We start from the raw sequence: 14,241 nt of genomic DNA on the forward strand, positions 1-14,241 counted from the left end.
AACGCCGCATTCTAAGCAAGGCGCGGCGACCGCCGACCTGCGTGGTGGGTAGAATCGACGGCCCACCCCGCGCCACGGCCAGCATGTCCGACGATCTCAAGCAATCCGCGCTCGACTACCACCGCATGGAGCCGCGCGGGAAGATCAAGGTCGTCCCCACCAAGCCGATGGTGACGCAGCGCGATCTGTCGCTGGCCTATTCGCCCGGCGTGGCCTACGCGTGCGAAGCCATCGTCGCCGACCCCAACGAGGCCAGCACCGTCACCGCGCGCGGCAACCTCGTCGCGGTGATCACCAACGGCACCGCCGTGCTGGGCCTGGGCGACATCGGCCCGCTCGCCGGCAAGCCGGTGATGGAAGGCAAGGGCGTGCTGTTCCAGAAGTTCGCGGGCATCGACGTGTTCGACATCGAGATCGACGAGCGCGATCCCGACAAGCTCGTCGACATCATCGCCTCGCTCGAACCGACCTTCGGCGGCATCAACCTCGAAGACATCAAGGCGCCGGAGTGCTTCATCGTCGAGCGCAAGTTGCGCGAGCGGATGAACATCCCCGTCTTCCACGACGACCAGCACGGGACGGCGATCATCGTCGGCGCCGCGGTGCTCAACGCACTGGAAATCGTCGGCAAGAAGATCTCGGAAGTGAAACTCGCCACCGCCGGCGCGGGCGCCGCGGGCATCGCGTGCCTGGACATGCTCGTCGCGCTGGGCATGAAGAAAGAGAACATCCTGGCCTACGACCGCGAAGGTGTGCTGTACGCCGGCCGCGGCCACATGGACCCGGACAAGCAGCGTTACGCGCGCGACACCGACAAGCGCACGCTGGCGGACATCGTCGACGGCGCGGATCTGTTCCTCGGCCTGTCGGCCGGCGGCATCCTCAAGCCCGAGATGGTCGCCACGATGGGCAGCCGTCCGATCATCCTCGCGCTCGCCAACCCGACGCCGGAGATCCTGCCGGAAGAGGCCAAGCGCGTGCGCCCCGACGCGATCATCGCCACGGGCCGTTCGGACTATCCGAACCAGGTGAACAACGCGCTGTGCTTCCCCTACATCTTCCGCGGCGCGCTCGACGTCGGCGCGACGGAAATCAACGAGGCGATGAAGCTGGCCTGCGTGCGCGCCATCGCCGCGCTCGCGCGCCGCGAAGCGTCCGACCTCGGCGCGGCCTACGGCGGCGACGTGCCGTCCTTCGGCGCCGACTACATCATTCCGCGTCCGTTCGATCCGCGCCTGCTCGTCATGCTCGCGCCCGCCGTGGCGAAGGCCGCGATGGACTCGGGCATCGCCGCGCGCCCGATCGTCGACTTCGCCGCCTACGAAGAAAAGCTGGGCCAGTTCATCTACCGCACGGGCCTGGTGATGAAGCCGGTGTACGACCGCGCGCGCAGCGACAAGCAACGCGTGGTGTACGCCGAAGGCGAAGAAGAGACCGTGTTGCGCGCCGTGCAGACGGTCATCGACGAAGGCATGGCCACGCCGATCCTGATCGGCCGCCCGGAGGTCATCGACACGCGCATCGAGCGCCTCGGCCTGCGCATGCGCGCCGGCGTTGACTTCGAACTGACCAACATCAACGACGACCCGCGCTTCAACGATTACTGGCACCAGTACCACGCGCTCACCGAGCGCCGTGGCGTCACGCCGGCGGCGGCAAAGAACCTGATGCGGTCGCGCCCGACGCTGATCGGCGCACTGATGGTCGAACGCGGCGAAGCCGACGCGATGATCTGCGGCCTCGTCGGCCGCTATCACAAGAAGCTCGGCTATCTGCGCAGCGTGTTCAACCTCGATCCCGGCCTGACCAGCACGTCGGCCATGACCGGCGTGATCAACGAGCAAGGCGTGTGGTTCTTCCTCGACACGCACGTGCAGCTGGATCCCACCGCCGAGCAGATCGCCGAGAGCACGCTGCAGGCCAGCTATCGCCTCAAGTTGTTCGGCATCGAACCGAAGGTGGCGCTGCTGTCGCACTCCAACTTCGGCAGCCACGACGACGCCAGCGCGCGCAAGATGCGCCAGGTGCGCGAGATCCTGAAAGCGCGCGTGCCGAAGCTCGAAGTCGACGGCGAGATGATGGGCGACACCGCGTGGGACGAGGACCTGCGCCTGCGCATCATGCCCAACAGCACGCTCAAGGGCCGGGCGAACCTGTACGTGATGCCCAACCTCGACGCGGCCAACATCACCTACAACATGGTGCGCGTGATGACCGACGGCGTGGCGATCGGCCCGATCCTGATGGGCATCGACAAGCCGGCGCACGTCCTCACGCCCGCCAGCACGCCGCGCCGCGTGGTCAACATGACCGCCATCGCCGCAGTGGAAGCGCAGATCCGCAAGGCCCGCTAGTACCCGCGCAGGACGCATCCCCCGATGTCCGACAACCCGACCGCGACGATCCTCGTCATCGCCTACAAGATGGAGGCGATGATCGGGGACGCGATCCGCTCCGCGCTGGCGCAGACCATCCCGTGCGAGATCATCGTCTCCGATGATTGTTCGCCCGACGGCACACTCGCCGCGGCGCGCAAGGCAGTCGAAGGCTACAACGGCCCGCATCGCGTGACGGTCCGCAGCACGCCGCGCAATCTCGGCCTGTGCGCGCACCTGACGGAACTGGCGGGCATCGCGACCGGCGACGTGCTGGTGTTCCAGGCCGGCGACGACGTGTCGTATCCGCAGCGCGTGCATCGGCTGCTGGCGACTTTCACCGCGCATCCCGATGCGCAGGTCGTCGGCTCGCTGGTCGACGACATCGACGTGCGCGGCAAGCCGATCAAGAACGCCACGCGCGGCACGCCCTACGAAGTCGATCAAGCGTGGCTGCTGCGTCGCGGGAAGCTGGCCGCGGTGCTGGGTGCCTCGATGGCCGTCCGTCGCACGCTGCTCACCGACTTCCCGCCGATGGAAGGCAAGGTCGAAGACAACATGCTCACCCTGCGCGGTGCGCTGGCGGGGCGGTGCTTCTGCCTGCAGCAATCGCTGCTCGGTTATCGCCGGCATGATGCGAACCTCGGCGACTGGGTGTTCGACCGCAGCGCGAACGACGCGGCGACCTACGAGCGCCGCAATCGCCGCGTACTGGCGATGTATCGCGAGATCGCGGCCGACCAGCGCAAGTGCATCGCCGCGCGGCCCGATCTTCCCGACGCCAAGCGCGCGCTGGGCGCGCAGCTCGCCGACATGTATTCGCTCGAAGCGGACATGCGCGAAGCCGTCCTGGACCAGCCGCGCCATCGCTGGATCGCACCGCTGTGGCGCGGCCTGATGCATCCGGGATTGCGTCGCAAGAGCGCGGAACGCGCGGTCAAGCTCGTGCTGCCGCGCAGTGCGTTCGGACAAAGTGCGATGGCCGAGCGCGCGGGCGGGCGGCTGAAGGACTGGAATCGCCGCCGCCTCGATGCACGCCGCATCCGCCTGGCCGATCAACGCGGCGAAGGCGCCGACTACGCGCAGTGGGTGGCGCAGTTCGACACGATCCACGACGGCAACCGTGCATCGTTCGTCGCACGCGCGAACAAGCTCCCGCCGATGCCCATCGCCGTAGTCATGCCGGTGTACAACCCATCGCCGAAGTGGCTGGCCGAAGCGATCGATTCGGTGATCGCGCAGGTGTACCCGCATTGGGAGCTGTGCATCGCCGACGACGTGTCGACCGATCCCGACGTCATCGCGACGCTCGATGCCTACGCGCAACGCGACCCGCGCATCCGCGTGGTGCATCGCACGGTGAACGGCCACATCTCCGCGGCATCCAACACGGGCCTGGAAATCGTCACCGCGCCGTGGATCACGTTGCTCGACCACGACGATCTGTTGCCCGAACACGCGTTGCTGTGCGTCGCCGAAGCCGTCGCGCGGCACCCCGATGCCGGGGTCATCTATTCGGACGAAGACAAGTGCGACGAGGCCAACCGCCGCCGCGAAGCGTTCTTCAAGCCCGACTGGAACCCGGACCTGGCGCGCAGCTACAACATGGTGTCGCACTTCGGTGCGTACCGGACGTCGCTGCTGCGCGAGATCGGCGGCTTCCGCGTCGGATACGAAGGCGCGCAGGACTATGACCTGATGCTGCGCTGTGTGGACCGCATCGCGCCGACGCAGGTCATCCACATCCCGCACGTGCTGTACCACTGGCGCATCCACGAGGCGAGCACGGCCGCGGGCAACGCCGTGAAGCCGTACGCGCTGGAAGCGGGGCGCCGCGCGATCCTCGAACACCTGGAACGCAACGGTTTGTCCGGCGACGTGCAATCGCATCCGACGGGGCACTACCTCGTCGAATACGCGCCCCCTGCGCAGTTGCCGCGCGTGACGGTGGTGATCGCCGATCCCGGCGAGGCCGCGTTGCGCGATGCGTGCCGCGACGCCGTGCAACGCACCGGGTATCCGTCGTTGGATCTCCGCACCGCCGACGCGGCACCCGCGGCGCTCAACGCCGCCGTACAGGACGCCGCGGGCGAGCTGCTCGTCTTCATCGACGGCCGTTGCGTGCCCGAGGACGACACGTGGCTGCTCCGCGCGGTCGCATGGGCGTCACGTCCCAACGTCGGCGCGCTCGGCGGGAAGCTCTTCGATTCCGAACGCCACGTCATCGGCAACGGCGTGCTCATCAACGTCGATGGCGTGTGGTCGGCGATGGACGGTGGCGCGCGCGCCGACGGGGACGGCTACGCGGGCCGCGCGAAGTTGCCGCAGAACCTGTCCGCGTTGATGCATGGCCTGGTCATCGTGCCGCGCAAGGTGTTCATCGACGCGGGCGGTTTCGACGCCGCGTACGCCACGCTGACCGGCGCGATGCTCGACCTCACGCTGCGCATCGGCAAGACCGGCCTGCGCCACACATGGCTACCGTCGTTGCGGATGCTGGTGGCGGCGCCGGGCAATGCGTTCGATGCGAACGATGCCGACCGCCGCAAACTCGAAACGACGCACACACTCTCGACAGTGCAGGACGCGGCCTACAACCCGAACCTGGGCAACAAGTCGAAACGCTACTGGTACGCGCACCCGCCGCGCGTTTGAAGGCTCAGGCGCCGAACAACGGCGTCGTCAGCGCGGGTTCGCGGCGTGCGCGATTCACCTTGCGGCGCAGGCGCGCATAGAAACGCACCGCGCGCAGCCAGCCGAAGCCCGCATTCCACGGCGGCACGGACGCGCGGTCGCGCCACGAGAGCTTCAGCAAACCGCGGTAATCGCTGATCAGGCTGGAGCGCAGCGCGGAATGCCAATCGCGCGCGTGCTCCGCCGCCGGCCAATCGGTGGAACCGATGGCCTGCATCATGTAGTCGAGTTGCTCGAGCCACTTGCGGTTGCGCGTGCACTTGCCGGGCAGCGCCTTGTGCTTCGTCGAATCGTCCTTGCCGAGCGGCGAGGCGGCATCGACATGGCGGCGGAACTGCACCAACGGCTCGTCGACGTAGGTCACGCCGTTGCCGCTGGCCGCGCAGATGGCGAGCCACCAATCGTGGTACAGCTCCTTCGGGAACGGCGGCGCCTTGTCGAGCACGCGGCGGCGCACGAGCATCGCGTGGCCGGATACGGTGTTCTGGAATGCATAGCGCAGCGCATCGTGGCCCGCGTGCATCGGCCCGAGATCGTCGGAGATGCGGCGGTTGAGCGGACGGCCCGCTTCGTCGATGTACGCCGAGTCGCAATACGCCATGTCCGAATCGCCGATGGCCTCCGCGAGGATGGCGAGCTTGCGCGGATGCCAGATGTCGTCCTGGTCGCACGGGGCGATCAGTGGCGAGGTACACAGCGCCATGCACTTCTCGAACGAACGCAGGTGCCCGAGGTTGGTCGGATTCTCGTGCAACTGGATGCGTGAATCGCGGCGTGCGTACCAACGCAGGATGTCGCGCGAACGATCCGTCGAACAATCGTCGACGACGATGATCTCCAGCTGCACGTCCCGCTGCGCGACCAGCGAATCCAGCTGCGCCTTGAGCCAACGTTCCCCGTTGTAGACGCACAGCGCGACCGAAACGCGCGGGAGCGCGATCTGGCGGGCGACTGCGGCCTCCACGACTTCCGGCATCCGGACTTCCGGGCGGCGTCGGGCGGACATTGCGCTTCCTGGCGGCATGAGGACCTGGGACTTCCTGGACAGGTGACTGAAAGGTTACGTGGACTTCGTGCCCGGGACGGCCACGAAAGAGGTGAAGCGTTCAGCTGTCGCTTAGGGCGATATTCAGCTCGCGCTTATTCAAGCTCGGCTGGAAGCGGTTTCCCATTGGCCGCGGGGGCAGAGTGCAAAGGCGATCACGCAAAAAATCCCGGGGTTTTCCGTATCCGTTCGCTATTTTTCCAATTGGAGAATTTTCTCGTCGATCGTCACAAGAAGCAGCCATAACTTTCGTGCCGTCTTTCTCGACAGTAGCGGCGGCATTTCGATGGACATCACGTTTCCGGAGCCCGACTGCGCGGATGAACCCGGCGCTGTGCGCGAAATCGCGGTCGTGATCGTCGATCACGCCGGGCTGCCGAGCCTCCAGCGATGCGTGCACGCATTGCGCGAAACCACCGCGCACGCGCCCTTCGACATCGTGGTCGCCTCCACGCGTCCGCAACCGCTGCGCGATGCGCGCTTCACCGGCATGCGATGGGCGTGCACGGCGCATGCCGGCATCGCGCAGGCGTGCAATCGTGCGGTCGATGCGATTGCGAACGACATCGTCGTCCTCGTCGACAGTCGGTGCCGCGGCTTCGATGCCGATTGGCTGCGGGCACTGGTCGATCACGCAAGGCAGCCGGACATCGGCCTGGTCGCACCGCAACGCAACGAAGCCGTGTTCGACGCACGCAATGTCGTCGCGTACGGATGCCTCGCAGTGCGGCGACACGTGTTCCTGCGCGAAAGCGGATTCGACCCCTCGTACCAAGACCTCGCATGCGCGACGACGGACCTCGCGATGCGCATCGGCCTGCGCGGCCTCAGGCATCGCACGCTGCCATCGGTGCAAGTGCGGCTGATCGAATCGTCGACGATTTCGCGGCTCCTCGGCCGCGGCCGCGAACGCGCGGACCGCAACCGCCTGCAGGCCGCGTGGCGACACGCCTTTACTTGAACAGCGGCCCGTAGAACGAGCGCTCGCGCTTGGCGCGCCGCACTTTGTTGTACACGCGTGCCAGGAATCGCGGCGCCGCGAACACGCCGCCCGGCGGCACGCTGCGCCAATCGCGCAACACGGCCTGCGCCAATGGCCCGATGCGTCCCGCTTCGGCGGCCTGCATCGCGAACAACCACCGCGTCGCCATCATCACCGGGAACCACTCGGCGAACCCGAGTTGCTCGAACACATACGTGCGCTGCGCCAACCACCGCTTGTTGTGCGACGACGACCGCTTGCGCTGCACGCCCGCGGCCTTCTTGCCGGCCGCCGACGCCGCGCCCGCATGCCGGCGGAACCGCACGAGCGGCCGGTCGACATACACCACGCCCGCGCCCGACGCCGCACGCAACGCCAACCACCAATCGTGATACAGCAGCGCCGGGAATGGCCGCGCGCCGAGGAACACATCGCGCCGCACCAGCAGCGCATGCCCCGACACGGTATTGCCGAACGCGAAGCGCAACGCCTCGCGCCCCGACAGCATTTCCTTCAGATCCTGCGACAAGCGCCGATTGAGCGAGAACCCGCCTTCGTCGATGTACGCCGAATCGCAATACGCCAGGTCCGCGCGGCCCATCGCCCGCGCCAGCGTCGCCAGCTTGCGCGGCTCCCAGACATCGTCCTGGTCGCACGGCGCGATCAACGGCATGGTGCACAGCGCCATGCATTTCTCGAACGAACGCAGATGGCCGAGGTTGGATTCATTCGCCTCGACGCGCACGCGCGGATCGCGCGCGGCGTACTCGCGCAGGATCGCGAGCGAGTCGTCGGTCGACACATCGTCGAGCGCGATCACCTCCAACTCGACGCCTTCCTGCGCCAGCACGGAGTCCATCTGTTCGCGCAGCCAGCGCGCACCGTTGTGCACGCACAGGGCGACCGAGACACGGGGGAGGTCAGTGGCCATGTGCCGATCGTAAGGCCGTCGCGTTGCCGCCGGTTAGTTTCACCGGAAAGCGAAGGTGGGCGTCCACGGGGGCGCTGCTAGAATCCCGACTCTAACCGCCTGACTGCCAAAGCCCCCGATGAACTGGCTGAACGACATCCTTTCCAACGACCCCGATCCCGCAGAGACCCGCGAATGGGTCGAGGCGCTCAAGGCGGTCATCGACAACGACGGCCCCGAGCGCGCGCACCAGTTGCTCGACAACATGGTCGAGCTCACGCGCCGCGCCGGCGCGCACCTGCCGTTCGCGCCGACCACCGAATACATCAACACCATCCCCGCGCAGCTCGAGGCCAAGTCGCCGGGCGACTCGGCGATGGAATGGCGCATCCGCTCGATCATCCGCTGGAACGCGCTGGCCATGGTCGTGCGCGCCAACCGCAAGCCGGGCGACCTCGGCGGCCACATCGCGTCCTTCGCGTCGGCCGCCACGCTGTACGACGTGGGCTTCAACCACTTCTGGCGCGGCCCCAGCGAAGGTCATCCGGGCGACCTGCTCTACATCCAGGGCCACAGCTCGCCGGGCATCTACGCGCGCAGCTTCCTCGAAGGCCGCATCAGCGAATCCCAGCTCGACAACTTCCGCATGGAAGTCGACGGCCGCGGCATCTCCTCCTACCCGCACCCGTGGCTGATGCCGGATTACTGGCAGACCCCGACGGTCAGCATGGGCCTGGGCCCGATCTCGGCCATCTACCAGGCGCGCTTCTGGAAGTACCTCGAAGGCCGCGGCCTGATGCCCAAGACCGACCGCAAGGTCTGGTGCTTCCTGGGCGACGGCGAAACGGATGAGCCCGAAAGCCTGGGCGCGATCTCCGTGGCCGGCCGCGAAGGCCTCGACAACCTGGTCTTCGTCATCAACTGCAACCTGCAGCGCCTCGACGGCCCGGTGCGCGGCAACGGCAAGATCATCCAGGAACTCGAAGGCAGCTTCCGCGGCGCGGGCTGGAACGTCCTCAAGCTCATCTGGGGCAGCTACTGGGATCCGCTCCTGGCGCGCGACACGCATGGCGTGCTCAAGAAGCTGATGATGGAGACCGTCGACGGCGAGTACCAGAACTGCAAGGCCTTCGGCGGCGCGTACACGCGCGAGCATTTCTTCGGCAAGTACCCGGAGACGAAGGCCATGGTGGCCAACCTCTCCGACGACGACATCTGGCGCCTCAACCGCGGCGGCCACGACCCGCACAAGGTCTATGCGGCCTATCACCAGGCCACGCAGACCAAGGGCATGCCGACGGTCATCCTCGCCAAGACGGTGAAGGGCTACGGCATGGGCGCGGCGGGCGAAGCGCTCAACCCGACGCACCAGACCAAGAAGCTCGACGACGAAGCGGTGCGCATCTTCCGCGACCGTTTCAACATCCCGGTCACCGACGACCAGCTCAAGGACAGCGCCGTGCCGTTCTTCCACCCGGGCGAGAAGTCGCCGGAAGTGGAATACCTGCAGGAGCGTCGCCGCGCACTCGGCGGTTACCTGCCGCAGCGCCGCCGCAAGGCGACCGAATCGCTCACCGCGCCGAAGCTCGAAGTGTTCGACCGTTTGCTCAAGAGCAGCGGCGACCGCGAGATCAGCACCACGATGGCGTTCGTGCAAAGTTTGTCGATCGTGCTGCGCGACAAGCAAGTCGGCCCGCGCTGCGTGCCGATCGTCGCGGACGAAGCGCGCACCTTCGGCATGGAAGGCATGTTCCGCCAGCTGGGCATCTACGCCCCGCACGGCCAGAAGTACAAGCCGGTCGACCGCGACCAACTGATGTACTACCGCGAAGACGCGGCCGGCCAAGTGCTGGAAGAAGGCATCACCGAGTGCGGCGCGTTCTCCAGCTGGATGGCCGCGGCCACCAGCTACAGCACCAATGATCTGCAGATGGTGCCGTTCTACATCTACTACTCGATGTTCGGCTTCCAGCGCATCGGCGACAGCGCGTGGCAGGCAGCGGACATGCGCGCGCGCGGCTTCCTGCTGGGCGCCACCGCCGGCCGCACCACGCTCAACGGCGAAGGCCTGCAGCACGAAGACGGCCACAGCCAGGTTTTCGCCAGCGTCATCCCGAACTGCAAGAGCTACGACCCCACCTTCGGCTACGAAGTCGCGGTCATCCTGCAGCACGGCATGCAGCGCATGATCGAAGAACAGCGCGACGAGTACTTCTATCTCACGCTGATGAACGAGAACTACGCCCACCCGGACATGCCGGCGGGCGCCGAGACCGGCATCATCAAGGGCATGTACCTGCTGCAGGACGCCGGCAAGCCGAAGAAGGGCGAGCAACGCGTGCAACTGATGGGCAGCGGCACGATCCTGCGCGAGGCCATCGCCGCGGCGGAATTGCTCGACAAGGACTTCGGCGTCACCGCCGACATCTGGAGCTGCCCGAGCTTCAACGAACTCGCCCGCGACGGCTTCGACGCCGAACGCTGGAACCGCCTGCATCCGGAAGACAAGCCCCGCAAGGCGTACGTCACCGAAATGCTGGAAGGCCGCCAGGGCCCGGCGATCGCCGCGACGGATTACATCCGCACGTTCGCCGAGCAGATCCGCGCATTCGTGCCGACGCGTTACACGGTGCTGGGCACGGATGGTTTCGGACGCTCCGATACGCGCGCCAACCTGCGTCGCCATTTCGAAGTGGATCGCTACTACATCGCGCACGCCGCCATCGCGGCGCTCGCGGCGGAAGGCAAGATGGCAGGCAAGGATGTCGCTCGCGCGATCAAGTTGTACAAGATTGATGTGGAGCGGATGAATCCGTTGCAGGCTTGAGGAAAGAGAAGGCCAACCGAAAGGTTGGCCTTTTTCTTTACACAGCCGCCACCGGCTTCGCCATCGCGCGGCATACGCCGTAGAACGCCAGCGCGCTCACCGCGCCGGCGGATGCGAATAGCAGCACCGCGACGCCCAAGTCCGCCAACGTGTCGCTCGGATCAGCCCAGGGCGCGTAGGGGAACGTCAGGATCGAGACCGGGATCGCCGCGACGATTGCGCCGGTCAGCGCCATGGGCCATGCGCGGAATTTCTGTTTCGAGATCAGCCAGTAGATCGCCGGCAGGCCCAGGAAGCACAGGTGCAGCAGCGCGGCGGCGAATGTCACGGCGACGACCAGCGTCACCCAGTCCGCCCATCCGTCTTCCGCGATGAAGAACAGCATCAGCGCGAACACGCCGAGCGTCGGGACTGCGGCGGATGCGAGCATCCCCAACACGATCGCGAGTAACCCTGGACGTTGTTGCATGGTTCGCCCCTTCTTGAAGGCCACATCCTGCCACCGCCGACGCGCGCGATCAGCCAGCGCTCGTCCGCAACGTGGCGTGCGATTGCACGAACGCGAACGCGAAGTAGAACGCCGCCGCGCCCAGCGCGCCGAACATCGCCCACGCCCCCCAGACGATCGGCTGATACCACAGCGTCCAGAAGCCGGAGACGCTGCCGCGCAGCAACTCCGGGCCGACCGTGAGCAGCGCGTACGGCAACGCCGCCGCGAGGAACCCCCCCACCAGCATCGGCCACAAGCGGAACCTGGCGCGCTTGCGCAACCACGCCACGTACGGCGCGCCCAGCAACACGGCGTGCGGCAACGCGATCAGGAATGCGATCAAGAACGTTGCGGCAAAGTCGGCGCTGTACCGCGATCCGTCAGACGCCTCGATGGTGGCGAAACACAACGCCGGCGCCGCGGCGCATCCCAGGATTCCGCACAGATAAGCGACCCACGTGCGACTGCGCGTCATGGCGATTCCTTCTTTCCGACGATCATTCGTCCGTCTGCGCCACGTTGCGCCGACCACCCATCCGCGAGCTTCAATGTCATCTCCCCCGGTAGCGGCCATGGTACGTACGCGGCATTCCATTCCTTGACGATGCGCAGCGGCGCGCCGTCGACCGCAATGGTGCCCCAATCGCTGGTCAGTGTGATCTTGTCGTAGACCTGCGAGCCGTCGGGCATCGGCACGACGCGGTTGGGATCGAAGTCGAGCTGGATCTTCGCGAGCGGAAGGTGGAGGCCGTTGGCTTCGGATGTGCGCTGCGTGGCGTCGTCGACGAGTTGCTTGCGGCGATATGCGCGGCTGGCTTCCTCGCGCTCGATGGCGCCGCGAATCAGCACGCGCGGCAGCGTCGCCGGTTTCAGCGGCATCAGGTCCGGCAAGTCGGCATCCGGTTTCGCCGCGAGTTGCGCCTTCCAATCCGGCACGAGCGCATCCAGCAACAATCCCCACGCAGGCCCGCTGACGTACGCGAAACTGCGCGCGAACGACGGCCGCTCATTTGCATGCTTCAGGCTGTCGATCGCGAGCGCCGCCGCATCGCCCGACAACACGGTGCCTGTGTACTCGGCCAGGCCTTCGTGGCGCATCTGCGCGCGTTCGTCGCTGCGGGCGGTGGCGTCGGTCAGGCGCTGCGCGCGATAGGCGAGGGCACGCTCGATGGCTCGTTTGCGCGCGTCGCCCGTGGACGCAAGCGCCTGCTCAAGCTCACTCCATTCCAGGCGAATCGACACCCGCGCCTGTTGTGATTCCAGATGCGCCGCGACCGCCATGTTGTCCGGCAACCCGAGCGCACCCTGATGCACGTGGAACGACTCGTGGTACACGAGCCGCCGCAGCTCCGCGTCACTCGTCGGCAGCGGCGCGAGCAACATCACCCACTTGCTGCCACCCCAATCGACCGACGTATTGGCACGCGTGGAAGGCAACGGCGCCGATGGCGGCGTGGTGCTGGTCCATTGCACGGTACCGTCTTGCGCGACGACCACGACCGGCGCGCAGAGCGACACCTTCCAGACCGTGCGGCCTTGCGCATCGCAATGCGCGACGAAATCCGCAAGCGCAGGCGGCGCGGCGGTATCGGCCGCGAGAGAGAGGACAGGCGCCAACGCCAACAGGGACAGCCACTTCGAAATCGCCATGGCGAATTCCAGGCGGGATGTTGGCGCCATTGTGAGGCCTTCGGTGATTGGACGGCGATACACTCGATCCTCCCCCGATCGCACACCCCATCCGCATGCAGCGTCCCCGCTTGCTCCAGGTCTTCGCCGCCGTCGCGCTCACTTGTGCCGCGCTCGCAGCCTCCGCAGCCGAACCCACCACCACGCTCAAGGACTCCGGCGATGCCGCGCACCTCTTCGGCTACCTGCCGAAGCCCGGCATGGACGCGCAATTCGACGCCGGCTACCGCAAGCACCTGGAATGGCACCGCACGCACGACGACCCGCTCGTCTGGTACGGCTGGTATGTCACGCATGGACCGCGGATGGGGATGTTCATCGATGGCACGTTCGGCGCGCCGTTCGCGGCGTTCGACAACCGCGTCGCGCCCTCCGACGACGGCAAGGATGCCGACCGCACGTTCCTGCCTTATGGCGAACCGACCTACCGCGCGGTGTACCGCGTGCGCCGCGACCTCAGCGCCGGCACACCGCTCGAACAATGGCGCCCGACCAAACTCGTGCAGGTCTACACGTACGAGGTGCGCCTGGGCCGCAGCGAGCGCTTCGAGAAAATCGTGAAGCGCATGCGCGCCGCGCTCGACACCGCGAAACACAAATCGTCGTTCACCTGGTACGAAGGCGTGGGCGGCACGGCGTCGCCTGGTTACATGTTGATGGTCTCGCGCGAAGGCTGGTCGGCGTTCGACGAAGGCCCCGGCGGCCTCGAAGGCGTGCTCGCATCGGTGGAAGACACGACGGTGCGGCAGCAACTGCTCGATGGCTTCGCCGGCACCGTCGACGAGGTGCAGGCGGAGATCTGGAGTTATCGTAGCGACATGAGCTTGATCCCCTCGAACTAAGGGAGTCGCGATGGATCCGTACCAGCCCTGGCTGTCGAAGGAAAAACGCGATCCGTTCGAACCGTGGGTCTCGCAGCAAGACCGCGACCTGGATGCATGGCAGGGACGCAAGTTGGTGCTGACTTTGGTCGGCGCCGGCAGCTGGTTCGGCGCCATCGCCTGGCAGGTGCATCTCGGGCAGGACGTGCTGCGCACCGGCTACGTGGAGCCCAACCAGCAAGCCACCGCCGCCGTCCAGTACCGCGGCAGCACGATCTGGGTGCCCCAGGCGCAAGCCACGCAGTTCCATATTTCGGAAGGCCTGGTGCTGGTGGCGACGCTGGTGTTCTGGGGCAGCTTCGCCGTCTCGCAATACCTGCGCCGACGCCGCGCCCGGAAGTAACCGGT

At 66.7% G+C, this 14,241-nt stretch carries 11 protein-coding genes; 6 read left to right on the forward strand and 5 right to left on the reverse strand.

Features of this window, described 5'->3' with window-relative positions:
* Nucleotides 1–83: 83 nt before the first annotated feature.
* A complete protein-coding gene (locus LF41_RS12855) occupies nt 84–2,354 on the forward strand; it encodes an NADP-dependent malic enzyme (RefSeq protein ID WP_036170400.1) in 2,271 nt (756 codons plus the stop codon).
* A gap of 24 nt (nt 2,355–2,378) precedes the next feature.
* Entirely contained in the window at nt 2,379–5,030 is a 2,652-nt protein-coding gene (locus LF41_RS16260; RefSeq protein ID WP_052116419.1) for a glycosyltransferase, read from the forward strand.
* Between the two features lie 4 nt (nt 5,031–5,034).
* Here the strand turns inward: LF41_RS16260 and LF41_RS16265 are convergent, their stop codons facing one another.
* Nucleotides 5,035–6,075 (reverse strand): glycosyltransferase, encoded by a 1,041-nt coding sequence (locus tag LF41_RS16265; protein WP_161786964.1) that lies wholly within the window; start codon nt 6,073–6,075, stop codon nt 5,035–5,037.
* Between the two features lie 325 nt (nt 6,076–6,400).
* Here LF41_RS16265 and LF41_RS12870 point away from each other — a divergent pair, with 325 nt between their 5' ends.
* Nucleotides 6,401–7,075 (forward strand): glycosyltransferase family 2 protein, encoded by a 675-nt coding sequence (locus LF41_RS12870; protein WP_036170402.1) that lies wholly within the window; start codon nt 6,401–6,403, stop codon nt 7,073–7,075.
* Here the strand turns inward: LF41_RS12870 and LF41_RS12875 are convergent.
* Entirely contained in the window at nt 7,068–8,027 is a 960-nt protein-coding gene (locus LF41_RS12875) for a glycosyltransferase (protein ID WP_084073629.1), read from the reverse strand. The two genes, LF41_RS12870 and LF41_RS12875, sit on opposite strands and share 8 nt — an antisense overlap.
* Before the next feature lie 118 nt (nt 8,028–8,145).
* On the opposite strand from LF41_RS12875, the gene aceE reads away from it, so the two are divergent.
* Nucleotides 8,146–10,833 (forward strand): pyruvate dehydrogenase (acetyl-transferring), homodimeric type, encoded by a 2,688-nt coding sequence (gene aceE, locus LF41_RS12880; RefSeq protein ID WP_036170404.1) that lies wholly within the window; start codon nt 8,146–8,148, stop codon nt 10,831–10,833.
* A gap of 37 nt (nt 10,834–10,870) precedes the next feature.
* Here aceE and LF41_RS12885 read toward each other — a convergent pair whose 3' ends face one another.
* From LF41_RS12885 to LF41_RS12895, 3 genes are read right to left on the reverse strand one after another with little or no spacing between them, the layout of a single operon-like run.
* The gene (locus LF41_RS12885; RefSeq protein ID WP_152600017.1) at nt 10,871–11,302 is read right to left on the reverse strand and encodes a hypothetical protein; all 432 of its coding nucleotides are present in this window, start codon (nt 11,300–11,302) and stop codon (nt 10,871–10,873) included.
* 49 nt (nt 11,303–11,351) lie between these two features.
* A complete protein-coding gene (locus tag LF41_RS12890; RefSeq protein ID WP_036170406.1) occupies nt 11,352–11,798 on the reverse strand; it encodes a hypothetical protein in 447 nt (148 codons plus the stop codon).
* Nucleotides 11,795–12,973, reverse strand: a complete 1,179-nt coding sequence (locus LF41_RS12895; RefSeq protein WP_036170407.1) for a hypothetical protein — start codon at nt 12,971–12,973, stop codon at nt 11,795–11,797. The genes LF41_RS12890 and LF41_RS12895 overlap by 4 nt, the downstream gene beginning before the upstream one ends.
* A gap of 95 nt (nt 12,974–13,068) precedes the next feature.
* On the opposite strand from LF41_RS12895, the gene LF41_RS12900 reads away from it, so the two are divergent.
* Both LF41_RS12900 and LF41_RS12905 read left to right on the forward strand, forming a co-directional pair.
* Nucleotides 13,069–13,854, forward strand: a complete 786-nt coding sequence (locus LF41_RS12900) for a hypothetical protein (protein ID WP_036170408.1) — start codon at nt 13,069–13,071, stop codon at nt 13,852–13,854.
* 10 nt (nt 13,855–13,864) lie between these two features.
* Complete coding sequence (locus LF41_RS12905) at nt 13,865–14,236, forward strand: hypothetical protein (protein WP_036170409.1); 372 nt, start codon at nt 13,865–13,867, stop codon at nt 14,234–14,236.
* Nucleotides 14,237–14,241: the final 5 nt, after the last annotated feature.

Origin of the sequence: Lysobacter dokdonensis DS-58 (genome assembly GCF_000770795.1) — a bacterium.
Taxonomy (GTDB): Bacteria; Pseudomonadota; Gammaproteobacteria; order Xanthomonadales; family Xanthomonadaceae; genus Noviluteimonas; species Noviluteimonas dokdonensis.